This window comes from Pullulanibacillus sp. KACC 23026, from assembly GCF_029094525.1.
In the GTDB taxonomy this organism is placed as follows: domain Bacteria; phylum Bacillota; class Bacilli; order Bacillales; family Sporolactobacillaceae; genus KACC-23026.
Map to the genome: position 1 here is coordinate 2,446,290 of NZ_CP119107.1, position 26,110 is coordinate 2,472,399.

Annotated in this window: 25 protein-coding genes; 19 read left to right on the forward strand and 6 right to left on the reverse strand. The window is 40.0% G+C overall.

Annotated features, from left to right (window positions below):
- Window positions 1-350 precede the first annotated feature (350 nt).
- The 12 genes from PU629_RS11375 to PU629_RS11430 all read left to right on the forward strand — a co-directional run bounded on the left by PU629_RS11375 (window position 351) and on the right by PU629_RS11430 (window position 14,133).
- Entirely contained in the window at window positions 351-1,109 is a 759-nt protein-coding gene (locus PU629_RS11375) for a sugar phosphate isomerase/epimerase family protein (protein ID WP_275280186.1), read from the forward strand.
- A complete protein-coding gene (locus PU629_RS11380; protein ID WP_275280188.1) occupies window positions 1,106-2,065 on the forward strand; it encodes a sugar kinase in 960 nt (319 codons plus the stop codon). The genes PU629_RS11375 and PU629_RS11380 overlap by 4 nt, the downstream gene beginning before the upstream one ends.
- Window position 2,066: 1 nt before the next feature.
- Window positions 2,067-3,347: an MFS transporter gene (locus PU629_RS11385; RefSeq protein ID WP_275280189.1), complete on the forward strand. Its 1,281-nt coding sequence runs from the start codon at window positions 2,067-2,069 to the stop codon at window positions 3,345-3,347.
- 117 nt (window positions 3,348-3,464) lie between these two features.
- The gene (locus tag PU629_RS11390) at window positions 3,465-4,475 is read left to right on the forward strand and encodes a substrate-binding domain-containing protein (protein WP_275280190.1); all 1,011 of its coding nucleotides are present in this window, start codon (window positions 3,465-3,467) and stop codon (window positions 4,473-4,475) included.
- A gap of 138 nt (window positions 4,476-4,613) precedes the next feature.
- A complete protein-coding gene (gene hxlA, locus PU629_RS11395) occupies window positions 4,614-5,249 on the forward strand; it encodes a 3-hexulose-6-phosphate synthase (protein ID WP_275280191.1) in 636 nt (211 codons plus the stop codon).
- Entirely contained in the window at window positions 5,246-5,794 is a 549-nt protein-coding gene (gene hxlB, locus PU629_RS11400; RefSeq protein ID WP_275280192.1) for a 6-phospho-3-hexuloisomerase, read from the forward strand. The genes hxlA and hxlB overlap by 4 nt, the downstream gene beginning before the upstream one ends.
- 255 nt (window positions 5,795-6,049) lie before the next feature.
- On the forward strand, window positions 6,050-6,346 hold the full coding sequence (locus tag PU629_RS11405) for a phage holin (RefSeq protein WP_275280193.1): 297 nt from the start codon (window positions 6,050-6,052) through the stop codon (window positions 6,344-6,346).
- A 109-nt stretch (window positions 6,347-6,455) separates the two neighbouring features.
- The gene (locus PU629_RS11410; protein WP_275280194.1) at window positions 6,456-7,970 is read left to right on the forward strand and encodes a carboxypeptidase M32; all 1,515 of its coding nucleotides are present in this window, start codon (window positions 6,456-6,458) and stop codon (window positions 7,968-7,970) included.
- A gap of 135 nt (window positions 7,971-8,105) precedes the next feature.
- Window positions 8,106-8,522, forward strand: coding sequence for a CoA-binding protein (locus tag PU629_RS11415; protein WP_275280195.1), 417 nt, complete (start codon window positions 8,106-8,108; stop codon window positions 8,520-8,522).
- Between the two features lie 240 nt (window positions 8,523-8,762).
- The gene (gene parE, locus PU629_RS11420; RefSeq protein ID WP_275280196.1) at window positions 8,763-10,727 is read left to right on the forward strand and encodes a DNA topoisomerase IV subunit B; all 1,965 of its coding nucleotides are present in this window, start codon (window positions 8,763-8,765) and stop codon (window positions 10,725-10,727) included.
- A 3-nt stretch (window positions 10,728-10,730) separates the two neighbouring features.
- Window positions 10,731-13,175, forward strand: coding sequence for a DNA topoisomerase IV subunit A (parC, locus tag PU629_RS11425; RefSeq protein ID WP_275280198.1), 2,445 nt, complete (start codon window positions 10,731-10,733; stop codon window positions 13,173-13,175).
- A gap of 229 nt (window positions 13,176-13,404) precedes the next feature.
- A complete protein-coding gene (locus PU629_RS11430; RefSeq protein ID WP_275280199.1) occupies window positions 13,405-14,133 on the forward strand; it encodes a metallophosphoesterase family protein in 729 nt (242 codons plus the stop codon).
- Between the two features lie 58 nt (window positions 14,134-14,191).
- On the opposite strand, the gene PU629_RS11435 is transcribed toward PU629_RS11430, so the two are convergent.
- The 4 genes from PU629_RS11435 to PU629_RS11450 form a co-directional block, all read right to left on the reverse strand.
- Window positions 14,192-14,287 carry a YjcZ family sporulation protein gene (locus tag PU629_RS11435; protein WP_275280200.1) on the reverse strand — a complete coding sequence of 32 codons (96 nt, stop codon included), beginning with the start codon at window positions 14,285-14,287 and terminating at the stop codon, window positions 14,192-14,194.
- Window positions 14,288-14,339: 52 nt separating this feature from the next.
- The gene (locus PU629_RS11440; RefSeq protein ID WP_275280201.1) at window positions 14,340-14,435 is read right to left on the reverse strand and encodes a YjcZ family sporulation protein; all 96 of its coding nucleotides are present in this window, start codon (window positions 14,433-14,435) and stop codon (window positions 14,340-14,342) included.
- A 53-nt stretch (window positions 14,436-14,488) separates the two neighbouring features.
- Window positions 14,489-14,587 carry a YjcZ family sporulation protein gene (locus PU629_RS11445; RefSeq protein ID WP_275280202.1) on the reverse strand — a complete coding sequence of 33 codons (99 nt, stop codon included), beginning with the start codon at window positions 14,585-14,587 and terminating at the stop codon, window positions 14,489-14,491.
- 785 nt (window positions 14,588-15,372) lie between these two features.
- Window positions 15,373-15,843, reverse strand: coding sequence for a hypothetical protein (locus PU629_RS11450; RefSeq protein WP_275280203.1), 471 nt, complete (start codon window positions 15,841-15,843; stop codon window positions 15,373-15,375).
- A 333-nt stretch (window positions 15,844-16,176) separates the two neighbouring features.
- On the opposite strand from PU629_RS11450, the gene PU629_RS11455 reads away from it, so the two are divergent.
- The 7 genes from PU629_RS11455 to purU all read left to right on the forward strand — a co-directional run bounded on the left by PU629_RS11455 (window position 16,177) and on the right by purU (window position 22,730).
- Window positions 16,177-16,578, forward strand: a complete 402-nt coding sequence (locus tag PU629_RS11455) for a thiol-disulfide oxidoreductase DCC family protein (protein ID WP_275280204.1) — start codon at window positions 16,177-16,179, stop codon at window positions 16,576-16,578.
- Window positions 16,579-16,670: 92 nt separating this feature from the next.
- The gene (helD, locus tag PU629_RS11460; RefSeq protein WP_275280205.1) at window positions 16,671-19,025 is read left to right on the forward strand and encodes an RNA polymerase recycling motor HelD; all 2,355 of its coding nucleotides are present in this window, start codon (window positions 16,671-16,673) and stop codon (window positions 19,023-19,025) included.
- 75 nt (window positions 19,026-19,100) lie between these two features.
- Window positions 19,101-19,574: a DinB family protein gene (locus PU629_RS11465; RefSeq protein ID WP_275280206.1), complete on the forward strand. Its 474-nt coding sequence runs from the start codon at window positions 19,101-19,103 to the stop codon at window positions 19,572-19,574.
- Between the two features lie 128 nt (window positions 19,575-19,702).
- Window positions 19,703-20,011 (forward strand): hypothetical protein, encoded by a 309-nt coding sequence (locus PU629_RS11470; protein ID WP_275280207.1) that lies wholly within the window; start codon window positions 19,703-19,705, stop codon window positions 20,009-20,011.
- Window positions 20,012-20,137: 126 nt separating this feature from the next.
- A complete protein-coding gene (locus tag PU629_RS11475) occupies window positions 20,138-20,632 on the forward strand; it encodes an Lrp/AsnC family transcriptional regulator (protein ID WP_275280208.1) in 495 nt (164 codons plus the stop codon).
- A complete protein-coding gene (locus PU629_RS11480) occupies window positions 20,629-21,810 on the forward strand; it encodes an aminotransferase (RefSeq protein ID WP_275280209.1) in 1,182 nt (393 codons plus the stop codon). Before PU629_RS11475 ends, PU629_RS11480 begins: the two co-directional genes overlap by 4 nt.
- Window positions 21,811-21,827: 17 nt before the next feature.
- Window positions 21,828-22,730 carry a formyltetrahydrofolate deformylase gene (gene purU, locus PU629_RS11485; protein WP_275280210.1) on the forward strand — a complete coding sequence of 301 codons (903 nt, stop codon included), beginning with the start codon at window positions 21,828-21,830 and terminating at the stop codon, window positions 22,728-22,730.
- A 65-nt stretch (window positions 22,731-22,795) separates the two neighbouring features.
- Here the strand turns inward: purU and xerS are convergent, their stop codons facing one another.
- Both xerS and PU629_RS11495 read right to left on the reverse strand, forming a co-directional pair.
- On the reverse strand, window positions 22,796-23,893 hold the full coding sequence (gene xerS, locus PU629_RS11490) for a tyrosine recombinase XerS (protein WP_481900512.1): 1,098 nt from the start codon (window positions 23,891-23,893) through the stop codon (window positions 22,796-22,798).
- A gap of 792 nt (window positions 23,894-24,685) precedes the next feature.
- Window positions 24,686-26,083, reverse strand: a complete 1,398-nt coding sequence (locus PU629_RS11495; protein WP_275280211.1) for an MDR family MFS transporter — start codon at window positions 26,081-26,083, stop codon at window positions 24,686-24,688.
- Window positions 26,084-26,110 lie beyond the last annotated feature (27 nt).

Genomic DNA, 26,110 nt, shown 5'->3' on the forward strand with positions numbered 1-26,110 from the left:
TTCAACAATTTTGTTGGAGTCCTTTTATTTACGCAAAAACGCTTAGAATTTGTTATTCTAATTTCTGGGGAGGTTATTCAACTCAGATGAAGATGAACTTGAAACTGCTTTAAATAGAGGGTCCATTTCTAAAAAGCTAGATGATTTATCTTTATTGAAGTGATAAAAATGAGAAACAAATAGACATTGAAGACTTTGCTTAAATCAGATTACTTAATGTAGATAAATGAATTTCAGAAAAAGAGAATTTATTTTAACTATTGTATTGATAAGCGCTTACATTACATTTATAATGTTACTAAACCGATTTACTAAATCGGTTTATCAAACTAGAGAAAGGGATCATCATTATGTGCAAGATCATCATTCCACTAAATGCTTATCGGCAATCTGAAATAGCTTCAAATGAATATGAAATGCTTTTTAAGGTCATTAAAGAGGCAGGGGCTTACGGTGTTGAACTGCGTCGCGAATTGCTTTCCCATTCGACTGAAACTCTAAAAAAAATTAAAACTAGTTTGGATAAATATGATTTATTCACGGTTTTTTCAGCTCCTATCTTTTTATGGAAAGACGATGGTGCTTTTAATCAAATTGAAATGGAAAACGTTTACGAAGAAGCGAGCCAAGTTCAGGCAGCCTGGATTAAAGTCTCCCTCGGCCATTATAAAAAAGACATGTCAGATTTAAATGTGCTAAATGAATTTATTAAGGATCATTCCACCCAGCTTCTTGTGGAAAACGATCAAACCTTGTTCGGAGGCAAGATCCAACCTTTAAAGCAATTCTTTGATCAAGCTGCCCTACAGTCGATGAATATAAAAATGACTTTTGACAGTGGTAATTGGTTATATACGAATGAAGACCCAATAGTAGCATTAAGTTACTTTTCCCCTCATGTTTTGTATTTGCATTTAAAGGACGTCGTCAATGAGAACAATCACTTAATCACGGCTCCTTTGTCATTAGAAGACCACTCCAATTGGAAACGCTTTGTTAAGGCATTTTCAGATGATGTTGTTAAGGCTTTAGAATTTCCGATTAACCCAATAGTAAAGACAAAAGATTATGTAGATTTGTTTGTTGAGAGGAAGGGGGAACAAGTATGAAACCATTAGAAGTGGTTACTTTTGGTGAAGCGATGGCCATGTTTATTGCTAATGAAGTAGGCGAACTGCGAGATGTTGATCATTACACACGAGGATTGGCTGGGGCAGAGGTTAATGTTGCGATAGGACTCGCTCGCCTTGGGTTTAAGTCTGGCTGGGTGAGTAAAGTTGGAAAGGATCCCTTTGGCGAGTATATTATCAAAAAACTCATTGAAGAAAAGGTGAATATCGATCAAGTTCTAATTGATAACACCTACCCGACAGGCTTTCAAATAAAATCAAAGGTCCTCTCAGGAGATCCTTCCGTTCACTATTTTAGAAAAGGATCTGCAGCCAGTCATTTGAATGTGACTGATTTTGATTCATCCTATTTTGAAAGCGCTAAACTATTGCATCTGACTGGGATTCCTCTCGCTATCTCAAATGAAACGAGAGAGTTTTCTCGTCATGCATTCACTTTTATGAAAGATTTAGGTCGTAGTGTTTCATTCGATCCTAATTTGCGTCCTAACCTTTGGAAAACAGAAGCCGAAATGATAGCCGTTACAAACGAGTTTGCCGCACAGGCTGACCTTTTTCTTCCAGGGCTTAACGAGGCGAAAATTCTTACCTCTTATGATAACCCCCGTGACATTGCTTTGTTTTATCTAGATAAAGGGGTTAACTGTGTGGTTGTTAAATTAGGAGAACAAGGGGCTTTTTATAAGACAAAAGCAGAAGAGGGAGTTGTACCGCCTTTACCTGTCGAAACAGTCATTGATACTGTTGGGGCAGGCGATGGATTTGCGGTGGGAGTGATCAGTGGCCTTTTAGAAGATTTACCATTAAGAGAGGCAGTAATAAGGGGAAATGCCATTGGAGCGATAGCTGTGCAAGCTTCAGGTGATCACGAAGGTTACCCAAACAAGGTTCAATTAAATGAATTTATACAACTTAAATTAAAAGGAGTGCATTAACATGAAAAACCAGTTAGGAAGGAAAAGATGGTTTTATCTCATTCCAATTGCTTTTATAACCTATAGCCTTGCCTATCTTGACAGAACAAACTATAGTTTTGGTGCGGCAGCAGGGTTAGCGAAAGACCTCAATATTACATCGGGTACCTCTTCAATGCTAGGGTCATTGTTTTTCTTAGGTTACTTTTTCTTTCAAATACCCGGGGCCCATTATGCTGAAAAACGCAGTGCAAAAAAATTAATATTTTGGTCCCTAATTGTATGGGGGGTTCTAGCCTCTGCAACAGGTCTTATCTCTGATGTAAAAGTTCTTTTGGTCATACGCTTCTTACTCGGGATAGTTGAAAGCGCTATTATGCCAGCCATGCTTGTTTTCTTAAGTCACTGGTTCACCAAAAAGGAACGATCTCGTGCAAATACTTTCTTAATTCTTGGGAACCCAGTCACTGTATTGTGGATGTCAATTATTTCAGGGTATTTATTGCAAGCGTTTAATTGGAGACTGATGTTTATAATTGAAGGTGTTCCATCCATAATTTGGGCTTTTATTTGGTGGAAGCTTGTGAATGACCGTCCTAAAGAATCAAAGTGGTTATCTGAAGGTGAAAAACTAACGTTAGAACAGGCTTTAGAAGAAGAACAACAAGAATTAGTACCTGTAAAAAATTATCTTGCTGCTTTCAAGAATAAAACGGTTATTTTATTAAGCTTTCAATATGCATTGTGGAGCATCGGGGTTTATGGATTTGTTATGTGGCTGCCTTCCATCATTAAAGCTGCTCCGAATATGAACATTGTCAAAACAGGTTGGTTATCTTCTGTCCCTTATATTCTAGCTGTCGTCTTAATGTTAGTCGTTTCTTATCTCTCGGATAAAACGTTAAATCGCGGAGCCTTTGTATGGCCAATTTTATTAATTGGAGCAATCGCCTTCTATGCTTCCTATGCGATTGGAACCTCACATTTCTGGTTGTCATTTATTCTATTAGTTATTGCGGGTGGAACCATGTATGCCCCATACGGTCCATTTTTTGCCATTATTCCTGAAATATTACCAAAGAATGTATCGGGTGGTGCTATGGCTTTAATTAATAGCATGGGTGCTTTAGGTTCCTTTGTAGGCTCATATGTAGTGGGTTATTTAAATGGGGCAACAGGCGGTTTTGGATCTTCATACATGTTTATGTCACTATCGCTTCTGGTTTCAGCCATTCTTACTCTAATTGCTGTAAAAGGGGCAAAAAAGTCTAACCGATCATCCAATTTGAATAATATTGCTTAAGTCTATATAAAAAGGGACTTCACTCACATTGTTTATGACGAGATCTTTCTTTTACTGGCTAATTATCTCGCTAAACTATAAAATAATGAAAGCTAAAGTAGTGAGAGGTTGATCATTATGGTAAAAGTAACGATTGGAGATGTGGCAAATAAAGCGGGGGTATCAAAGAGCACGGTCTCGCAATTTTTAAATAAGCGGTATCGCTATATGGGGGAAGAAACAAAAAAGAAAATTGAAGATGCCATTGAAAAGCTTGGTTATCACCCTAATTATGTAGCTCGAAGCTTAAAGCAAAAGCGAACCTCTATGGTTGGAATAATTGTCGCCAATATCATGCATCGACTATCAACGGAAGTTAGTCGTTCAATTGAGGACTTTTACCATAAGCACGATATACACGCCATTTTTTGCAATGCTGATAACGACCCAGAGAAAGAAAAGAAATATATTGAAATGCTGCGTGCTAAACAGGTAGATGGCCTTATTATCTTTCCAACCGGTCAGAACATAGCTCTTTATAAAGAAATGATTGACGAAAATTATCCAGTTGTTTTTATGGATCGGCGTGTCCCAGGACTTCCGGTTAATAGCGTTATGGTAAATAATGAAGAAGCCACCCAAGAAGCTGTTAATCATCTCGTTTCTCTTGGGCATAAGAGGATCGCCATTGTCACACAACCATTAGTTATCAGTTCTCGGAAAGAAAGGGTAGAAGGCTATAAGAAGGCTTTGCAGGCTAATAGCCTTACAATTAACCCGAATTTCATAATTGTAAATGAAATTAGAGATTTAATTAATGATTTAAAAAGGACCTTTTCGGAGAGTGAACCGCCTACAGCATTAATTGCCGGAAATGATTTGGTCCTTTTAGAAATTTTACGATTCGCAAAGGAAAAACAGCTTAGAATTCCTGATGCTTTCTCTTTAATCGTTTTTGACAATATCTCGTTTGCTGACTTTGTGAGTCCTTCTATTACAACAATAGGTCAACCTTCCTTTGAGATGGGGGAGAAAGCAGCGGCATTACTTTTAGAACAAATAAACAAAGCTTCTGATGAACCGCCCAAAGACTTTTTATTTAAGTGTCAGTTAAATGTAAGGGAGTCATCTATAAAAAGAATTGAGTGATCACTACCCATTTTTATATTTAAAATCTGTAATTTGAATAGCAGGCTTAGCACTAAAACTAAGAAGGAATCAGGAATTTTTTTTAGAGGTTTGATAAATCGATTTACTAAATCGTTTTATCTGATGGGAGATAACAAAATGAAGATACAACTTGCTTTAGATCGATTGACAATTGATGAAGCCATTAGAATAGGTGAAGAAGTAAAGGACTATGTGGATTGGATTGAAGTGGGGACCTCACTTATTAAGGAATTTGGTGTGGAGAGTATCCAAAAAATAAAATCTGTGTTTCCTGACAAAACAATCGTCGCTGATATAAAGACAATTGACAATGCCAAATATGAAATGGAGTTGTACTTCCGGGCAGGTGCCGATCTAGCAACAGTTATGGGTGTAGCACCGCTTGTTACAATTGAAACGAGTCTGGAAACAGCTGCAAAATGGCAAAAAGAAATCATGATCGATCTGTTAAATACTTCAAAAGATATTCAGAAACGGCTTTTAGCTTATGATGCAATCTTCTGTAGTCATGTAAGTAAGGATGAGCAGGAGGAACAAGGTCGACTAGCAAACAATAATGAAAAAACGAGCTACCTTTTCCAACAAAATAAAAAAATAGCGGTAGCAGGCGGGATTACACTGGAATCCCTTAAAAACATGAAGGAATTAAATCCATTTGTTGTCATTGTTGGGTCAGCTATTACGAAAGCAAATAATCGACCAGCCGCAGCTCAAGCCTTTCAAAAACTTATTTTTGGGGGAGAAATAGAATGACAAAAACAAAAGCGATCTTAAATGAGATCGAAAATGTAATAAACCAAGTGAAGGAGACTGATCTTGAGATAATAAGTCAGCAATTGGTGAAGGCACCGAGAATTTTTGTTGTGGGAGAAGGGCGTTCGGGATTAATGGCAAAATCTTTTGCTATGCGTCTAATGCATTTAGGGGCTACTGTTTATGTTGTTGGTGAAACGATTACCCCATCCATGACAAAAGGGGATTGCCTTGTGGCTGTCTCAGGGTCAGGGACTACTCAAAACGTAGCTTCAGTTGCCCAAAAAAGCCGCGCTTTAGATTGTGATGTGATTGTTGTTACAACCAACCCAGAATCTCTTGCAGCTTTAAGTGCTGCATCTATTCTTCACGTTCCCGCAGCTACAAAGTTTAGAAAGGAAAATGAAGCCCGATCCATCCAACCGCTTGGTTCACTATTTGACCAATCAGTACACCTCCTTTTTGATACGATTTGTTTGATCTATGCCGAATTAAGAGATATCGATAATCAAAAGGCTTTTGAACAACATAGTAATTTAGAGTAAGAAGAGATTTGCATGAGTTTTTGTTTAAATTACTTGCTTGGCCCATGTATTCATAACGAAAACGGATCGTTTGAAAGTGTCTAGGGAAAGTAAGTCACTAAGAAAGTGCAAGTTTGTACAACGGCTAAATCTGCACTATTTATTACTAATTTGGTGGAAGAAGCCACAAAGAACAGAATAATCCGCTTTGTTCCATTAAGTTCCAAAAAAGGAAGCCTTTCATAAGATAATAATTATTGATGAAAGGGGGATAACATGAAGATTAATTGGTCCATTCGGTTTAAAAATGGGAAATGGGTCATTTGTTTTGTATCGCAAATTTTAATTATCATCCAAATGATAATTGCTGGCGGCCATTCAATCGGATTGTGGTCCTTCCAATGGACAGCCGCCATAAACTTATGGGTCATTGGTTTGGTCAACGCCATTTTGGTTTTTCTGTCTCTGCTTGGTCTTGTACAAGATCCTACAGTTGAGGGCTTTAGTGATACGAAACAGGTTATGCGTTACGAACAACCTAAACCTACTAAAGAAGACCCTAAAGTCTCTTAATTTTAATTGGAGTACTCCTAAATGGGGTGCTCCTAAAAAGGATATACAGTCTTTTTGTCGAATTACATATGAAGAAATGTATTCGCTTAATTGTAGAGGAGTGCAGGACATGACCAATTCTATTAAAGAGATTGAGAAAAATTATTATTCGCTCGTTAAGAAAATGGAGAATTATAAAGAGGCATTAGGTGTTCTCGGCTGGGATCTTCGAACAGGAGCACCCAAAAAAGGGATTGCCCAACGTTCTGAAGTCATTGGAACCCTTTCACAAGAAATTTATAATCTATCCACTTCAGATGAAATGAAAAGCTATATAGATGCCCTAACAGACCCATCTGTTCAAAATGGATTAAGTCCTGTAACGAAGCGTTCCATTGAAGAAGCGAAAAAGAAGTACGATCAAAACATGAAAATCCCTCCTAAAGAATTCCATGAATATGTTGTCCTCCAATCAAACGCCGAAAATGTGTGGGAAGAGGCTAAACAAGCGGCTGATTTTTCACGCCTTCAGCCTTACTTAGAAAAACTTGTGGATTACAACCAACGTTTTATTGGTTATTGGGGGACAAAAGAAACCAAATATGATGTTTTACTTGATCAATATGAACCGGGCGTTACCGTCAAGACCATTGATCGGGTGTTTAACCAGGTTCGTGAAGCAATCGTCCCACTTGTACAAGCGATTTCAGAAGCTGGACAGCCTCAAACTGACTTTCTCTTTCAACATTTCCCTAAAGAGGACCAGCATGCATTTGGCCTTTATATGCTCAAAGAAATTGGCTATGACTTGGAAGCGGGGCGCCTTGACGTCACGGAACATCCTTTTGCAACTGGATTAAATCCGGGAGATGTCCGTGTGACCACTCATTATCGTGAAAATGATTTCAGGGTTGCCCTCTTTGGAACCTTACATGAAGGCGGCCATGGGATTTATGAACAAAATCTATCAAAAGATCTTATTGGAACAGGCCTGTGTACAGGGACCTCTATGGGGATTCATGAATCACAATCGCTCTTTTTCGAGAAATTCATTGGTCAAAACCGTGCTTTGTGGAATCATTATTATCCGCAATTTCAAAAATATGCGAAGGGCAAGTTTGATCAGGTGAACGTTGATGATTTTTATCGAGCGGTTAATGTGGCAGGGCCCTCTCTCATTCGAATTGAAGCTGATGAGCTTACCTACCCGCTACACATAATGGTGCGATACGAGATAGAAAAAGGCCTGTTTAACGGCGACTTCAAGGTTAAAGATCTTCCTGGAATTTGGAATGAAAAATATAAAGCCTATCTTGGTCTTGAGCCTTCAAATGACCGTGAAGGTGTGCTTCAGGATATCCATTGGTCAGGTGGTTCTTTTGGCTATTTCCCGTCCTATGCACTCGGCTATATCTATGCGGCCCAATTCCAACAGGCTATGTTGAACGATCTGCCTAATTATGATGCCCTTTTGGCTGAGGGCCAGATTACACCTATCAGACAATGGCTTAATCAGAACATACATCAGTATGGAGCGCTTAAAAAACCAATTGAAATTATCCAGGATGTAACGGGTCACTCACTTCAGGCAGAGCCTTTAATTCGTTATCTAACCGATAAATATCGGTCTCTTTATAACCTCTAATCCATTATTTGGTGAAAATTGGAGAACGGCTGCTCTCTGTCTTGGCAACCGTTATAAAATAAAGAAGAAGTAGGAACAATTAATGTAAATCGTGTTCGGATCGAACATGACAGATATCAGAAGGGGCGATTTTCTATGATCAAGCTGCCGGAAGATCAAGAGATGAAAACGATTTTGCAAAAAACTAAACGTATTGCTGTTGTTGGCCTTTCTGACAAACCTAGCAGAACGTCCTATCAAATTGCTCACTATTTGTTGCAAAAAGGCTATGAGATTATCCCTGTTAATCCCCAAGTAGAACAAGTATTCGGTATAAAAGCGGTGAAGCGTTTAGCAGATATTACGGAATCGATTGATATTGTGAATGTTTTTAGGCGGTCTGAATTTCTAACAGAAGTAGCTGAGGAAACGATAGACATTGGCGCACCTGTTTTTTGGGCACAACTCGGTCTTTCCAGTGAAACTGCCTATCACCTTCTCAAGGAACATAACATAACTCCTATCATGGACCGCTGTATCATGGTGGAACATAGACGCCTTTTAGGTGTATAATTGATTGTTTGAAGAATGGGATGATCTTGGATTGTGATCATCCCTTTTTTACCCAAATTTCCAAGTCAATGAAAAACGAACAAATGATCCCTTTTTTTGAAAATGACTACCCAAGTTTCCTCACACATGCTATGCTAATAGACAGACATTAAAACGTTGGAAAGTTCAACAGTTAGACCAAACCGTTTAAAAACGAACGTTTTATATAGCAAGGCCTGCTTTTTGAAAGGAGTTAATGACTTGGCAAATACAAATGTTTATTCGGATGATACAATTCAAGTTCTTGAAGGACTAGAGGCCGTTCGTAAACGTCCTGGTATGTATATAGGATCTACAGATGCGAGAGGTTTGCATCATTTGGTTTACGAAATTGTCGATAATGCAGTCGATGAGGCGCTTGCCGGTTTTGGTGAATCCATAACCGTCACGATTCATAAAGACAATAGCATTAGCGTTTTGGATCAAGGGCGGGGGATGCCGACGGGAATGCACCGGACAGGCAAACCGACTCCCGAGGTCATCTTAACGGTTCTTCATGCAGGAGGAAAATTTAACAGCGAGGGCGGCTATAAAACATCTGGCGGATTACATGGTGTCGGCGCTTCAGTTGTTAATGCTCTTTCCGAATGGCTGGTTGTCACAATTAAGCGAGACGGATCCATTTTTCGTCAGCGCTTTGAGAATGGTGGAAAGCCAGTCACGACACTTGAGAAAATTGGGACAACCCGGCAAACTGGTACCGAGATTCATTTTAAGCCGGACCCCACTATATTTAGCACAACGACTTATAACTTTGAGGTATTAAGTGAGCGGTTAAGAGAAGCGGCCTTCCTGTTAAAAGGAATGTCCATTCGATTGGTTGATCAACGAAATGGGGAAGAAGAAACCTACCATTATGAAACGGGAATTAAGGCGTTCATTGAGTATTTGAACGAGGATAAGGATATCCTTCATCCCGTCGCTTCTTTTGAAGGCGAGCAAAACGACATTGAAATTGAAGTGGCTTTTCAATTTAACGATGCTTATTCTGAGAATATATTATCCTTTGTTAATAATGTTCGGACAAAAGATGGGGGTACTCATGAATCCGGTTTTAAGACAGCTGTCACACGTGCTTTTAATGACTATGCTCGTAAAGCAGGTCTATTAAAAGATAAAGATAAAAATCTAGAAGGCTCAGATATACGTGAAGGCTTTACCGGCATCGTCTCGGTTCGAGTTCCGGAGTCCATTTTACAATTTGAAGGTCAAACAAAAGGCAAGTTAGGAACAAGTGAAGCACGCTCAGCCGTTGATGCGGTTGTATCCGAACAATTAACTTATTTCTTAAATGAGAATCCCAAAATAAGCGAAATGCTGATTCGTAAGGCGATCAAAGCGTTTCAAGCTCGGGAAGCCGCACGAAAAGCTCGGGATGAAGCGCGCAACGGCAAGAAAAGCAAGCGCCGTGATACCATCTTAAGCGGGAAGCTAACGCCTGCTTCTTCAAAGAATCGCGACAAGAATGAGCTTTATTTAGTCGAGGGTGACTCAGCAGGAGGTTCTGCTAAACAAGGACGCGACCGCACTTTTCAAGCCGTACTTCCGCTGCGAGGCAAGGTCATTAATACGGAAAAAGCCAAACTTCAGGATATCTTTAAAAATGAAGAAATAAATACAATTATTCACGCGATCGGTGCAGGTGTGGGGAATGATTTTACGCTTGAGGATTGCAATTACGATAAAATAGTCATCATGACGGATGCTGATAACGACGGAGCTCATATTCAAGTATTGCTTCTGACGTTTTTCTATCGCTATATGAGACCGCTTGTGGAAGCAGGGAAAGTCTTTATCGCCCTTCCGCCTTTGTACAAAGTTAGCAAAGGGACTGGAAAAAAAGAAGTGATTGAATATGCATGGGATGAAAAAGGTCTTAGAGAAGCTGTTCAAAAAATCGGAAAAGGTTATATCATTCAGCGTTATAAAGGGCTTGGTGAGATGAATGCTGATCAATTATGGGAAACCACGATGGACCCGCAAACGCGAACGCTTATTCGCGTCAAAATAGATGACCTCGCTCGTGCTGAACGCCGAGTTTCTGTATTGATGGGGGATAAGGTTGAGCCCCGACGCAAATGGATCGAATCACATGTGGCCTTTGGATTGGATGAAGAAACCAATATTCTTGAAAATGAAAACCTATCCGTCACGGAAGGAGTTTAATACATGGGAAAGCCTGAGAAACTATTAGACCTCCCGCTAGAAGACGTTATAGGCGATCGCTTCGGGATATATAGTAAATACATCATTCAAGAACGTGCCTTACCAGATGTTCGTGATGGCTTAAAACCAGTACAGCGACGCATTTTGTTTGCGATGCATCAGGAAGGGAACACGCAAGAAAAACCTTTTAGAAAATCAGCCAAGACGGTTGGTAATGTCATTGGTAATTATCATCCGCACGGGGATTCATCCGTTTACGAAGCAATGGTTCGGATGAGCCAAGACTGGAAGATGCGCAATGTCTTAATCGAAATGCACGGTAATAACGGGTCTCTTGACGGCGACCCGCCGGCTGCTATGCGTTATACAGAAGCTCGTCTTTCTGCCATTGCATCAGAACTGCTTCGCGATATCGATAAGAAAACCGTTGATTTTGTCTCAAACTTTGATGATTCAACGGAAGAACCGATTGTATTTCCAGCCAAATTCCCCAATCTCCTTGTTAATGGATCCACCGGAATTTCGGCCGGTTACGCAACGGATATTCCTTCTCATAATTTAAATGAAGTGATTGATGCGACCATTTATGCGATGGAACACCCTGAATGCACGCTCGGCGATCTGATGCAGTTCGTAAAGGGGCCAGATTTTCCAACCGGAGGCATCCTCCAAGGACTTGAAGGAATAAAGAAAGCCTATCAAACTGGAAAAGGCAAGGTCGTACTGCGAGGAAAAGCAGAAATTGAACCGCTTAAGGGTGGTCGCGAGCAAATCGTCATTACTGAACTCCCTTATGATGTCAACAAAGCCAATCTTGTGAAAAAGATGGAGGAGCTTCGTTTAGATCGAAAGGTCGAGGGAGTAGCTGAAGTTCGTGATGAAACCGATCGGACAGGTCTTCGCGTTGTCATCGAACTAAAAAAAGATGGCGATGCAGAAGGCATCCTAAAGTATTTTTATAAGAACACAGATCTTCAGATTACGTACAATTTCAACATGGTGGCTATATCCAAAAAAACACCTAAGCTTATGGGGTTAAAGGATATCCTTACCTCCTACATTGATCACCAAAAAGAAGTTGTAACTCGCAGATCTCAATATGAACTTCAAAGAGCGCGCGATCGACGCCATATCGTTGATGGATTGATTAAAGCGATCTCGATTTTGGATGAAGTGATTGCAACGATTCGTGCGTCTAAGGACAAAAAAGACGCTAAACAAAATTTAATGACAGCTTTTCAGTTTACCGAACCGCAGTCAGAAGCCATAGTTAACCTTCAATTATATCGGTTAACGAATACCGATATACAAACACTCCAAGCGGAAGCAGAGGAGCTTGAAAAGAAAATTGCTGAGCTCGAAGCTATTTTGGGTTCTGAGAAACGTTTAATCAACGTGATTAAATCTGAATTGCTCGATGTTAAAAAACGGTTCAGTTCACCTAGGCGAACCGTTATTGAGGCCGAAATCGAGGAGATTAAGATTGATTTAGAAGTGGTCGTGGCTGCAGAGGATGTGCAATTAGTCGTCACGAAGGAAGGCTATATTAAACGTTCCAGTCTTCGTTCTTACGCCGCTTCTAATGGTGAAGAGGGTGCCATGAAAGAAGGCGATCGAGTTCTCTATGAACAGCAAGTGAATACGACGGACACACTGCTTGTCTTCACGGATAAAGGGAATTATCTCTATCTCCCGATTCATGAGATCCCTGATAAAAAATGGAAGGAAATGGGACAGCCGATTGCACAATTAATCCCGATTGATTCCGATGAAACGATTGTCGAGGCCCTGTCCCTCCAATCCTTCGATACGCCTCATTTCTTGACTTTCTTTACAAAAAACGGTCTCGTCAAACGGACAGAGCTCAGTCAATATAAAGCTCAGCGCTATTCAAAACCGTTAATGGCTTTAAAGCTTAAAGAAGACGACCGAGTCATCGATGTTCATTTAACAGATGGTCAGATGAATTTTGTATTAGCAACCGTCAATGGCTATGGATTATGGTTTGATGAAGAAGAAGTAAGTGTAGTCGGCCAACGTGCAGCAGGTGTGAAAGCTATTAATTTAAAGGACAATGATTTAGTCATCGGGGCAAAGGCCTTCCCTGTAGGGCAAAATCCAGATCTTTTCATCGCGACACAGCGGGGTGCCGTAAAAAAAATGTCCGTCTACTCGCAATTGGAAAAGTCAACACGCGCTCGCCGAGGACTTATTATGCTTCGTGAGTTAAAGACGAATCCGCATCGAATTGTTGGCATTGACCTTGTCGATCAAAACGATGTAATGGCTTTAGAGACGGAGAATGGCCGAGAAATCGAAATCGAAATGACGACGCTGAAGAATCATGATCGTTACAATAACGGTTCTTTCATCATTGATGAAGAAGCAGATGGACGAATCATAGATATTTGGAAGCTCTCTATAAAAAAAGAAGATACTCTGTTTTAAAGAAAAGAATCCCCTAAGTTGATGACAGACGCTTAGGGGATTTTCATTATGACGATTTTAATAAACGGTTGTCACTTAAGAAACTCTCACTCTACAGGCTCATTATCTTGAAAGTTAAGCTTAACCTGATTTTGACATTCCGCAGACGTTTCGAATAGGTTTGTTTGGTTAAAGGGAAACTAAACGTTGGGATTCAAGAAGAAGTTAAGAGGAAGGGAAGGAGAGACAAATGGAAACGGTAGCGATCATTACTGATATTCATGGAAATTCACCGGCATTAAAAGCGGTTCTAGAAGCCATTAGCCAAAGAGACGATGTATCTCGTATTTATTGCTCTGGTGATTTAATTGGGATAGGACCAGATACCAATGAAGTGCTTGAATTGGTCATTCGTCACAGAATAGAATCCGTGTCAGGAAATCATGATGAAGCAATATTAGCTTTAGTAAAAGGTCGTCCTTATCCAAAGAGTCATGAAAAGTCATTGAAACATCATGAATGGGTTGCAAAGCATCTCGATACTCAATTTGTCCCTTATTTAGAGAATCTCCCCCGTCAAATTACCACCACTTTTGGTTCAAGTGACGCCCTTATAACACATTATCATTATCTCAATGAAAAACTCCCGATCGACCAAGATCCTTTTTCTCCGATTGTGGATCCGACATTTGATAACATTAAACAATTATTCAGTGATAATCAGGAGCCGTTCATCACCTTTGGCCATCATCATCCTGTCCACTATTTTCATAGTCTGTCAAATTGGTGGGTGAATCCAGGTTCATTAGGTTGTCATGTCAAAGCAGAAGCGCGTTATGCTTTAATCCATATATATAATGAAGGGTTGATCGTGAATCTTCACGCTGTTCCTTATGATCGCGACACTTGGCTGAAACAATATGAACAATATAAGGTGCCTGACCGAGAATTCATTCTTAAAGCTTTTCATGGACAATAAGTGATAAACACTAAAAAACGAGACAAGAGGCAGGCTCTGTCTCGTTTTCTATATCGCTTTACCAAACATAAGAGGTCCCTACAATAATGAGAAGGATGAACAACACGACGATCAGAGCAAAACCGCCGCCAGCATAACCTGCACCATAAGCCATGCCTAACACCTCCCATTCGTCAGGTTATAGTCAACTTTATTTTCAAATGGGTTTACCAAACGTAGGAGGCACCCACAATAATTAAAAGAATAAACAACACGACGATCAAAGCAAAACCGCCGCCAGCATAACCTGCACCGTATGCCATTTGCTTCCACCTCCAAAAAAGTGTTTCGCTTGATAGATCAACTGAATGACAACCTACCAGACGTAAGAAGTCCCTACAATAATTAAAAGGATGAACAACACGACGATTAAAGCAAATCCGCCGCCAGCACCAAAACCAGCACCGTATGCCATCGTAATAACACCTCCTGGAGTCCATTTTGTAAACAACGCTATGTGGGATCAGCGTTTACTATAACTTATGAGTTTTTAACTCATTTTGTCTAGGCAGGTATCACAGCTTGAATAAAAAAAGGATTTATTTCATAGAAGAAATCGAAAGCCTCGGAATACCATCTTAGAAACAGAAGGTGTATAATTGAACACACGGATTTGGATGGAAGGTTTCTTAGTACATTTGATGCTTGGAGCTGTTTAATGGATTAGAAAGAACGAATGAAATGAAGGAAGACAAGAGGTGTGTTAATCTGGAAGAGAGTGCTCAGGGATCGGGGCTTTTTTACTGCAGTATGCTTCCATGTTAATCCTTTTTTGCCATTATTCCTGAAGCCATTCGGTGCTCATACACCTATTGAAGTTTAGTCCGGGCTAATTTTTCTAGCGCAGCCTTTATGGCGAGTGTCATTTCTTCACCGATACAGGTAGCTCTTGATGAGCGTTTTGGCGGAAAAACGATGAGGATTCATACCAATCTATTTCTTGCCATTAGTTATACTTTAACCGTCTTTCTCACCTATTCATTCACGTTTCCCTGAACTTAATCAAACCGCCAATCAAATTGGCGGCATGTTTGGTCCGATTATAGGAGAGAAAGTCCAGTTCATAGGGTATTCGTTGTTACAGGCTTGTTTTAATCACTTCCCTGTTCATTCATATCCTATTTCGAGAGCATCGTCTTAAATTTAAGAATTTGAAAACACCCTAATGTGAATTACGGTGTAAAGTGAAAGGCAGGGAGCTCATTTTGAGGATGGCTCCAATACTTTTTTAATGATCCAGCCAATAAGTAAACCAGGAATTAGAGCTAACATGGGAAAGAAAATCGGTCCAAAAAGCTTTCCCGTCACATAGTCATTCGTTGAATAAAAGATAGCGGTGGTAACCGTGACAGCTCCGCATAAAAACGGAAGATACGTTAAGCGGGAGGGATCGGCTTCTTCAGCATCTTTAAATGCATCCCACATGGCGTACATGTAGCAACAGGGATAAAAGAGAAGCCATTGAAAATTGAGAATGGTTTGGGCATCGAGAAAATGTCCTTGAAAGCTGTACATAATCCCAAGATTAAAATGACTTTTCATATTTACGACAAACTCAATTAAAATAAAGAGGATTCCTTTGATCAATTTTCCGTTCAGTAACTGTCCAAAACCAGGTAAGGCGATGCTCCATAGAAGCGCCTCAGAACGACTTACTTTCTTTTTTTTCATAAGCTTCGACCTGTCTTTTCATTCGGGGATTTGAGGAAGCGCCTCAGAACTTTATTCTAAGTATTTCAGAAAACGGGGTTTTCTATTACAATTTTCCTATGTTTTTATATAGGAACTTCCCAATTAATGTTATGGTTTGGAAAGTTACGTTTCATTTCGGCTCCTTTTTAAAATGAACGAATGGCTATATGAACAAACTAAAACGATATCTATAACAGCCCTCCAAACGGAATCGGGTCTACTTAGAGCGGCTGTTTGTTGGGAGAGACTGGCTTTTCAAATGGAACGGGAGAACCGTCCCCGCGTTTCAAACCTTGGAGGGAGGAATCTTGGATGGAACGGTCAAGGCCTATTCTTTTATTTGATGGGGTTTGTCATTTGTGTCAGAATAGTGTCCGATTCGTTCTGAAACATGATCGCACTGAGTCCATTCAATTTGCTTCACTACAAAGTAAGATCGGACAGCAGTTATTAAAAGAAAGAGGCCTATCAAAAAAACTGAATAGCCTTGTTTTTATTAATGGCCTTGATTTTTCGATCAAATCAGAGGCAGTCCTAAAGCTTTTGACCTTCTTTGGTCCTGGCTTTCGATGGTTCGTTATAGCTCGACTCATCCCACGATTTTTTCGGGACAAATTATATGATCTAGTGGCACGTAATCGTTATAAATGGTTTGGACAAAGTGAGTCATGCCCGCTCCCAACAGCCGCTAACAGAGATCGTTTTTTGGAATAAATGAGTTAAAAAAACAAACACTTGTATAAGATGATATCATTGGTCGTGATCAGACTGAAGACTACCCAGTCACTTAAGGGGGCTTTTTAAATATGGGAGAAACCAATTCAGAGTGGAAGCAAGAACAAGAGCGTGTTGATAACGTTATTAAAGAAATAGATAAAAAAATAGATCGGTTAGAAGAAAGTACAGGGGGCTTAAAAAAAGAAATCATTAATTTAAGGGAGTCTTTTTGGGAGGATGTGACGGTTAACTTAGATGAACCCGATGACGTTATTGAAACCCATACAAGCCTGCGTCAACAAGCGGAGCTGCTTGCTGAGAGAGAACGTACTCATGGGGGCGGCCACCAGCAACTCAAAATCTTACACCGGCTAAGAGAGAACCCTTACTTTGGGCGGATTAATTTTAAAGAAGAAGGCGAGCCTGAGGAATCCATCTACCTAGGCATTTCATCACTCATGAATGATGAGGAAACTGATTTTCTCATTTATGATTGGCGGGCACCGATCTCAAGTCTTTATTATGATTTCTCACCCGGTCATGCGGTCTATCAAACACCCGGAGGAACCATCGAAGGGGATATGACGTTAAAGCGACAATTTATTATCCGCAATGGTCTTATTAAAGGGATGTTTGATACCGGGATCACCATAGGCGATGAAATGCTTCAAGAGGTGTTAAGCAACCAATCCAGTCAACAAATGAAAAGCATTGTGGCAACGATTCAAAAGGAACAGAATCGGATTATCCGTAACACAAAGGCTTCATTGTTAGTTGTTCAAGGAGCTGCCGGAAGTGGGAAGACGTCGGCTGCACTTCAGCGGATTGCGTTCTTGCTCTATCACTTTCGCGAATCACTGAACACATCCAATATGATCCTTTTTTCACCTAATCCGTTGTTTAATAGCTATGTGGCGACGGTTTTACCTGAGCTTGGGGAAGAGAACATTACCCAAACCACTTTTCTGCAATATTTAGAAAAGCGTATAGGGAACGAGTGGACCATTGAAGATCCTTTTGAACAATTAGAGGCTGTTTTGAATAAACAACCAAGCAACAAAGCAGAGCGTTTGAAGAGCATTCAGTATAAGGCCTCACTTTCTTTCAAAAGGCTTTTGGATGAGTATATAAGTCATTTGAGTCAAGAAAAAGGTCTTTATTTTAAAGCTTTACGTTTTAGAGGAGACGTAATGGTTTCTTCTGAAGCCATTGCTGATTATTTTTATTCGCTTGACCGAACACTTTCCATCCCTAACCGGATCGAACACGTTGCTGATTGGCTCTATCAAAAGACACGGGAAAAAGCGAAACAAGAGCGAAATGAAGAATGGGTAGAAGAAGCAATTGGTTTACTCGATAAAGAGACGTATGCCAAAGTGCATCATAAGATTCAGAAGAGACGCCGGGGGAGAGAGGCTTCTTTTGATGATCAAGAACTAGAAGAACAGCTTCTTAAGAAAATGGTAGTGAATCGTCATTTTAAAAAAATGCGACGAAGCATTAAAGCGTTCAAGTTTATTGATTATCAGGCCATTTACACTAAAGTTTTTGAGAATTTTACACCGAAAGCAGAAAAACTTCCTGAGGACTGGACATTAATCGGACAGTTAACCATACAGGAGTTAAAAGAAAATCGTCTCTATTTTGAGGATGCGACTCCTTTTCTTTATTTGATGGAAAAGATTGAAGGTCAAAAAAGACAATTAGATATTCGGCATATTTTTATTGATGAAGCACAAGATTACACCCCTTTTCAGATGGCTTTTATTAAAGAGAGTTTCCCGGTTAGTAAATTTACCGTATTAGGTGATTTCAGCCAATCGATCTTTCCTCATGCGCTTCAAATCGATCGCTTATTTGATCAATCGCATTATAAATTAGGTGAGGAAGAACGCATTAATCTCATGCAGAGTTACCGTTCTACCTTTGAGATTACCGAATTTACAAAAGGCTTATTAGGAAATGACGCTAATATCATTCCATTCAGCCGTCATGGAAAAAAACCAACTGTCAATATAAGCAAAGATTCGACGGACCATTTAAATTTATTGCTGTCTCGGATCGGGGAGATCTTGCGAGAGGGCCATCAGACCGTTGCAGTTATCTGTAAAACGGCAGAAGAGAGCCGAAAAGTCTACGAAGCGCTTCATCCACATCTGACTGTACAACTAATGACTCAAGAGACGGCTTCCTTCCATAAAGGAGTCCTCGTCTTGCCCACCTATTTGGCAAAGGGAATCGAGTTTGATGCGGTGATCATCTTTAATGCATCAGAAGTGGAGTACGGAGAAGAATCCTTGCGCCGTTTGTTTTATACGGCCTGCACAAGGGCTATGCATGAACTGCATTTGCTCTCAAACGGTCCTCTCAGCCCCTTTGTGAAAGAAGTTCCTGATGATCGTTACTCAAACATTTATTCCTTCTTTCATGATCCAACCGAATGATCTGATCGTTTTATTATGACTTTTGAAGATCTCGGGTTTAAACTATAAGTAAATGAAGATGGAGAGGGTGCTTTTATGTCAATCGATCATTTGAAGTATGTGCGACAAAATACAGTGAAATTTGCTAAATCATTGGATCAGGAACAAGCGCTTATCACGCCAGAAGGCTTTAACAATAACAGTCTCTGGAACTTGGGCCACATTTACATTGTTCATGAGAATCTCGTTATGAAGGCTTCAGGACGGGAACCAATTTATCCAGATGGCTATGTGAATCTCTTTAAACCCGGTACACGACCATCGGAATGGAATGAAGCCTTGCCTACAAGCCTTGAACAAGTGATTTCTCATCTAGAAGAACAAGGGCAACGATTTGCTCAAACATTCGAAGGGCATTTAGATGAAACGATTCCCGAACCCGTTACATTTCCTAAGTTCCCGCTTTCAACCGTCAGGGATTTAATCAACTTTGCCTTGGCGCATGAAACAGCGCATCTTACTACCATCAAACTTTATAAACGTTTGTTAGCGACCAGCAGCAGCAGCTAAAACCATGAACTGAAGCAAACCCATGAGAGAAGGATTTTTATCAATCCTTCTCTTCTTTTTGTGTTCATTTATGATAAAATGGATAGAAAATAATGATAATTCCAAAATGAATTCCGGGGAGATAGTTCATGATCAAAAGAAAAGGATGGAGGATCGCGCTTGCAGCATTTATCCTGCTGGTGTTTCTCGGCTACTTACAACTTGCAGGGAAGCATAAATTTGAAACCGTTAATGTCAGTTCCTCTCAATCACATCCGCTTCAAAATGAGATTCATCTAACCAGCGATCAGGTTGCACTCGTGTTTAATAAACATTCCGAAAAGCTCACCCCTCAATCGTTGACTTCAACGAAACTTGACCTTAATGGTGTGCATCCTAACGTCTATCTCATCAACCAAAACAAGAACGATTCGGCGGATAAAACGAATCGAATTTGAATTTTAAGTTTCTTTTTTTCTAAAAGGGTGTAAAATAAACAAAAGGTATTATTTATTGCGTCAACGCATAGAAGTTATAGGCATTTATCTACTAGTTAAGAAACAACATGAAGGAGCGAATCAGTCTTGAAGGAAAAGGAACGAGAACTTTTACACCTTATTGAAAAAAACGGTCGTCTGGACATAGATACACTTGGAAAACTTTTAAATCTATCAAATGATGAGATCCAATCGATGCTTGAGGAGCTAGAAACCGTTGGGGCGATCCAAGGCTATTCCGCTTTGATTGACTGGTCGAAAGTCCTTGATTACGAAGGTGTCACCGCTATGATTGATGTCAAAGTAACGCCGACCCGCGGTGTTGGCTTTGATAAGGTAGCTGAGCGCATCTATCGCTTTCCGGAAGTCAAGGCGGTTTACTTAATGTCAGGAGCTTATGACCTATCCGTCTCAATCGAAGGCAAAACGATGCTCGAGGTTAGTCGATTTGTTTCAGAAAAGTTATCAACCCTTGAATCAGTTCTATCTACAACCACACATTTTGTTCTCAAAAAATATAAGCACGATGGCATCATCTTGGGAGATGATGAAGAAGATAAACGAATGGTGGTATCTCCATGACCTTAAAAAGATCCCCGCATTCATATTTATCAGAAACGGTAGCCAATCTAAAGCCATCAGGAATACGCCGTTTCTTCGATCTCGCCTCACAGATGGAGAATGTGATCTCCTTAGGTGTTGGGGAACCTGACTTTGTTACACCATGGAATGTGATCGAAGCAAGCTATCATTCTTTAGAACAAGGACACACCGCTTATACCGCTAATGCTGGATTGCCCGAGTTACGCGAAGAAATCAGTACTTATTTGCGAACACAGTTTCACATCAGTTATTCTTCTCAAGATCAATTGATTGTGACAGTTGGAGCGAGTCAAGGGATTGATCTTGCTTTAAGAGCGATTGTTAATCCTGGTGATGAGGTCATTATTGTGGGACCTACTTTCGTTGCTTATGAATCGGCCGTTTTGTTAGCAGGAGGGATCCCTGTTACGATTCAGACTTGTCCTGAAGATCAGTTTAAGCTAACGCCTGTTCAACTAGAGAAGGCGATTACTTCAAAAACAAAAGCCGTGATTCTTTGCAATCCTAATAATCCAACAGGCACTTTTTTAAATAAAAAGGAACTGACAGCGATTGCAGAGGTTATAAAACAGCATGATCTCTTAATCTTGTCAGACGAAATTTACGCTGAATTAACCTATGACGAGCCTTATACGAGTGTTGCTTCTCTTGAGGGAATGAAGGAGCATACCCTTCTTATCTCTGGTTTTTCCAAAGCTTTTGCCATGACAGGCTGGCGATTAGGTTATGCAGCCGGACCGACAGATATCATTCAAGCCATGATCAAAATTCATCAATATACGATGATGTGTGCGCCCACTATGGCCCAATATGCGGCTGTCGAGGCATTGAAAAATGGAGAAAACAGCGTCCGGGAAATGAAGATTAGCTATAAGCAAAGACGTCATTTCATCGTGCAAGCTTTTGACAATATGGGTTTGGAGTGCCCGATGCCAGGAGGCGCTTTCTATGCTTTTCCTTCTATTAGGTCGACTGGGTTCACGTCGGAAGAATTCGCTGAAGCTCTGTTAATGGAAGAACAAGTGGCGGTTGTTCCTGGAAGTGTTTTTGGTCAAAACGGAGAAGGCTTTATCAGATGTTCTTACGCAACTTCACTAAAAAGGCTAAATGAAGCCACCAAGCGAATGAAACGATTTGTAGAAAAGCATGCCAATTAAGTAAGAAGGAGGCTGACATGAATCCATCAGTTGCGAATCAACTCAATCAATATAGGGATGAACGAAAAAAACAAGCTCGACTATTAATCAGTTGTCCGGACCAAACCGGCATTGTGGCTGCTATTTCTCATTTTTTAAATGAGCAAGGCTGTAATATCATTGAATCTAGTCAATATTCCACAAACCCAACTGGTGGATTATTTTTCATACGCCTTGTGTTTGAAATCCTGGAACCTCAAGTTACGATTTCAACACTAAAAAATGGCTTTCAACCGATTGCGGATAACTTCGCTATGAAGTGGGACCTTCGTGGTGTATCTGATCTCAAGAAAATAGCAATCTTGGTATCTAAAGAGCTTCATTGTCTTCAAGAGCTTTTATGGGAATGGGAATCCGGGCATTTGAAAACAGAAATTAAATTGGTGATCAGCAATCACCAAGACGCAAAAGAGCTTGTTGAGTCATATGGAATTCCTTTTTTCTGGATACCATCAAATAAAGAGAATCGGTCTGAAGCAGAAAGGGAGCAGCAAAACCTTTTTAAAAAGTATCAGGTCGATACCATTGTTTTAACTCGTTATATGCAAATTTTAACACCAGATTTTGTCAGTGCTTATCCCAATCAAATCATTAATATTCATCATTCATTTCTCCCTGCCTTCATTGGGGCAAAACCTTATGAGAGAGCCTTTCATCGAGGAGTGAAGTTGATTGGAGCCACTTCTCATTATGTCACGAATGATTTGGATGAAGGTCCAATTATTGAGCAGGATATAATGAGAGTTGACCATCGTGATACGATTACTGACTTGAAGAAAATCGGTCAGAGTGTGGAGCGGAGTGTTTTGGCCCGCGCGGTTAAATGGCATTTGGAGGACCGAATTATCATTCATGAAAATAAAACGATTGTCTTTAATTAATTTCTTAGTCATTTCATTTTTTAAATAAGAAGACTCGGGGTGCATGTCCCGAGTCTTTTATCATGTTATTCTGATTCGGTTTGTTTAGATGGATAACCGTCCATGTTATCAACTGCACGTTTAAGCTCATCATTCGTTAAGTGTGTGTAGATCATCGTTGTTTGGATAGAAGAGTGGCCTAATTGCCGTCTAAGCTTAGGAACATCATTATTCTCGGCGTGATAGCGTGTTGCAAAGGAATGCCGCAATTTGTGAACGGAAAGGGCAGGTTTGCCAAATTCTGCTGCATACTTTTCAACCATTTTTTCAATCGCCCGCGGTGTCATCCGGCGTGTCGTTCCTTTTGGTCCCATAGGCGAGGAAACAAACAACGCTTTAATTTGATCCGTTAACTTATACCGGGCTTTGCGCACAGCCAAATAGTCTTGAAGATCGAGAAGTGCCTGTTCACTGAAAAAGACATATTGCTCTTTATTCCCTTTACGAATAACACGAGCACTGAATTTCTTCAAATCCAAGTCATCTACATCCAAGCCAACAATTTCAGATAGTCGGAGTCCAGAACCAAGAATAAGGGAGATAATGGCTGTATCACGCTCCCGATTTTGCAGATGAAAGTGGTAGCGTCTTTTGTTTTCTTTATATAAATCACCATATCCTTGAGCAACAAATTCGCGGAATTGCTCATATTCCTGATCCCAGAGGATTTTACCTGACATTTTCTGCGCGATTGCTTCTTGATCCTCTTTGACTTGATTGAGCTCGACCTTGGCCATAACATTGCGATCAAGGTAAGGCTGGAGGTCATTTGTTTCCGCAATATTCTGTAAATAATGAAATAAGGCTTTAAGAGCCGAAAGTTTGCGATTAACGGTCAATGGTGAATTATCCAGGCGAAACTGTAAAAAAGTAAGGAAATCCTCAATTTGTTGGACAGTAAGACCGTTTAAAAGTTCAAGTGGAATATCGGTGCGATCGCCATTAAAATAACCTTCAGCGAGCAGCCAATCAAAAAAGATGATGTAGTCATGGCAATAGTTTAATAAAGTAGCCGGTGACAGCGTTCGGCGTTTTTTAGAGATGAACTCATTAACATACCAAGGCAACATGCGGGATTTTTCATCAACGCGTTCGTGAAAACGCATTTCAGCTTCATGATTCAACAACAATCAACTCCTAATAAGAGACTAATAAGAAAGTGTATGTAACTATAAATGAATTTAAAAGAAAAGCTTGCCGAAATGATAAGATGAATCAATAAAGGTAAAGATCAACTATTTCTAGTATAAACTTTTAGGTTTATTTCGTCAAAATGATATTTTACGTAATAATGTACATTTTAAATTCAAAACAATTCTTTATCATCTTTCATACTCTGTTCGTTAATGCCCAACTCCTGACTTTTTGACTTTGATTGTGTTCCTATTCTTTTTCTATTTATCAATTACTGCGACCTCAAACTCGTGATAGTCAGGCGGTTAATAATCTATGCTTAACCTCATTCCAATCCTCAGGCATTTTACTGATTGTGATTGCAAACTCAGCTATTCGTTTCATTATGAAAAGCTTGAATGATAGCCTATTCGATATTAATGAGCTTATCTTGCAGTGTTATTCTCTATTAATCTCTGGTGATTAATACTAGTTAGATAATCCGAGTTTTTTTACCTAAAAACGATTTAAAGATTCCACCCACGATTGATGAGTTATCCAAAGTCCAGATTCTAAAGCTTTCTAAGAAATAAAAAGGAATCATCTAATGATCCCTCCTGGCTTGATTAGTAATTGAGGTTAACTCGTCTTTTTAGGTTGATTCCCCTCTTTCCGTTAGGTTTATTTTATGTTTATAAAATTTCTTAACTTTCAAATTGATTAAAACTTTAATTTTTTTGTGGTACCCTCCTTAGGCATGAACATGTCAGCCGAGTCACATTACCATGCGGCCATGTGTTAATTTACTTTTTATGTGTGAGAAATAGACTTGGGATAAAGAGTATGGCAAGGACAACAACAGATGCTAAGAAACCGGCCTGATAGCCTTTTACGTCACTCGTCACAGATGCATGCGCACCTTGTATGACCGTTGCAACAATGGTTGCGATAACGGCTGATCCGAAACTTGACCCCAGGTTTTCAATAATGTTAATACCAACACCTGCTTCTGGAAGTTGTTTGGTGTTAAGTCCTGTATAAGCGTCACTCATGAGTGGAAGCATAATCCCTCCAAAACTTGTCCCGCGGATGAACAAGAGGATAGAAATCCAAATCATACTTGATTGATCAGTGATAAAGATAAGCGGAATCGATCCGAACAACGAAACAACAAGGCTAACCATCACCACATATTTTGCACCGATTGTGTCTATCATTTTTCCAATCAATGGTCGAGTAACAAGCATGCCAAGCCCTTGAGGAATTAGAGCTAAGGCTGCTTCAATTGCTGTGAAATGACGGATGTTTTGGAAAAACAATGGAAAGATTAACAGAGGTCCCATGACGGCAACATTCGCTAGAAACAAACCAACGCTTGCTGTTGAAAAACTCTTATGAGCAAACAAATCTAAAGGAAGCACCGTTTGATTCTTTCTGATTCGATTGTATAGGATATAAATGACTGCTAAAAGTAGGCCAATACCCACCCACAAGATGGTTTCGCTATTGCTAAATGAGGCATGGTCTGCCGCTTTGGTTATTCCGTAAATCATGGCCGCACTCATTAAAGATAAATCGATTATCCCAAGAACATCAAGTTGACTATCTTTGTTGAAGGGTTCAAAGTCAGGAATTCTTTTAATCATAAGCGGTGCAGCGATCAAAACGATAAACACGTTGATAAAGAACATCCAATGCCACGATACACCTTGAATAATAACCCCCCCGACTACAGGGCCGAAGATTGGGCCGAAGATCATAGGGGTGCTAACAATTGCCATAACCTTTCCTAAGTTCTCTTGACCTGCTGTTTTAACCAGGAGCGTTGACATAAGCGAGGTAATAATTCCTGCGCTGAAACCTTGTAGCAAGCGGAATAAGAGGAAACTTGAAACATTCCAACTTGTTCCAGCTAATACCGACATGATACCGAAGGCGATGACTGCGCCAATGTAAATTTTCTTTCCGTTATATTTGTTCATCAACCAACCAGATACAGGAACGGCCATCGCAAGTGCTAAAACATAACCTGTAATGGCCCATTGAATGATAGCCAATGTGGTATTGAACTCTCTAGTCAGTTTGTCGATGGCAATGTTCACCATGGTTGAGTCAAGCATTGGTGCAATGGCTCCAAGTGCAATGGCCCAACCAGCTGCGAGTACTTCTTTTGGTAATTTGTTAACTTTATCTTTTAACATCTCGTTCTCCTCTTTTTTTGTTTCTGT

What these genes read in the sequence shown, in the direction of transcription:
- PU629_RS11375 (WP_275280186.1), top strand. Translation starts at nt 351, where the DNA reads ATGTGCAAGATCATCATTCCACTAAATGCTTATCGGCAATCTGAAATA.
- PU629_RS11380 (WP_275280188.1), top strand. Translation starts at nt 1,106, where the DNA reads ATGAAACCATTAGAAGTGGTTACTTTTGGTGAAGCGATGGCCATGTTT.
- PU629_RS11385 (WP_275280189.1), top strand. Translation starts at nt 2,067, where the DNA reads ATGAAAAACCAGTTAGGAAGGAAAAGATGGTTTTATCTCATTCCAATT.
- PU629_RS11390 (WP_275280190.1), top strand. Translation starts at nt 3,465, where the DNA reads ATGGTAAAAGTAACGATTGGAGATGTGGCAAATAAAGCGGGGGTATCA.
- hxlA (WP_275280191.1), top strand. Translation starts at nt 4,614, where the DNA reads ATGAAGATACAACTTGCTTTAGATCGATTGACAATTGATGAAGCCATT.
- hxlB (WP_275280192.1), top strand. Translation starts at nt 5,246, where the DNA reads ATGACAAAAACAAAAGCGATCTTAAATGAGATCGAAAATGTAATAAAC.
- PU629_RS11405 (WP_275280193.1), top strand. Translation starts at nt 6,050, where the DNA reads ATGAAGATTAATTGGTCCATTCGGTTTAAAAATGGGAAATGGGTCATT.
- PU629_RS11410 (WP_275280194.1), top strand. Translation starts at nt 6,456, where the DNA reads ATGACCAATTCTATTAAAGAGATTGAGAAAAATTATTATTCGCTCGTT.
- PU629_RS11415 (WP_275280195.1), top strand. Translation starts at nt 8,106, where the DNA reads ATGATCAAGCTGCCGGAAGATCAAGAGATGAAAACGATTTTGCAAAAA.
- parC (WP_275280198.1), top strand. Translation starts at nt 10,731, where the DNA reads ATGGGAAAGCCTGAGAAACTATTAGACCTCCCGCTAGAAGACGTTATA.
- PU629_RS11430 (WP_275280199.1), top strand. Translation starts at nt 13,405, where the DNA reads ATGGAAACGGTAGCGATCATTACTGATATTCATGGAAATTCACCGGCA.
- PU629_RS11435 (WP_275280200.1), bottom strand. Translation starts at nt 14,287, where the DNA reads ATGGCTTATGGTGCAGGTTATGCTGGCGGCGGTTTTGCTCTGATCGTC.
- PU629_RS11440 (WP_275280201.1), bottom strand. Translation starts at nt 14,435, where the DNA reads ATGGCATACGGTGCAGGTTATGCTGGCGGCGGTTTTGCTTTGATCGTC.
- PU629_RS11445 (WP_275280202.1), bottom strand. Translation starts at nt 14,587, where the DNA reads ATGGCATACGGTGCTGGTTTTGGTGCTGGCGGCGGATTTGCTTTAATC.
- PU629_RS11450 (WP_275280203.1), bottom strand. Translation starts at nt 15,843, where the DNA reads ATGAAAAAAAAGAAAGTAAGTCGTTCTGAGGCGCTTCTATGGAGCATC.
- PU629_RS11455 (WP_275280204.1), top strand. Translation starts at nt 16,177, where the DNA reads ATGGAACGGTCAAGGCCTATTCTTTTATTTGATGGGGTTTGTCATTTG.
- helD (WP_275280205.1), top strand. Translation starts at nt 16,671, where the DNA reads ATGGGAGAAACCAATTCAGAGTGGAAGCAAGAACAAGAGCGTGTTGAT.
- PU629_RS11465 (WP_275280206.1), top strand. Translation starts at nt 19,101, where the DNA reads ATGTCAATCGATCATTTGAAGTATGTGCGACAAAATACAGTGAAATTT.
- PU629_RS11470 (WP_275280207.1), top strand. Translation starts at nt 19,703, where the DNA reads ATGATCAAAAGAAAAGGATGGAGGATCGCGCTTGCAGCATTTATCCTG.
- PU629_RS11480 (WP_275280209.1), top strand. Translation starts at nt 20,629, where the DNA reads ATGACCTTAAAAAGATCCCCGCATTCATATTTATCAGAAACGGTAGCC.
- purU (WP_275280210.1), top strand. Translation starts at nt 21,828, where the DNA reads ATGAATCCATCAGTTGCGAATCAACTCAATCAATATAGGGATGAACGA.
- PU629_RS11495 (WP_275280211.1), bottom strand. Translation starts at nt 26,083, where the DNA reads ATGTTAAAAGATAAAGTTAACAAATTACCAAAAGAAGTACTCGCAGCT.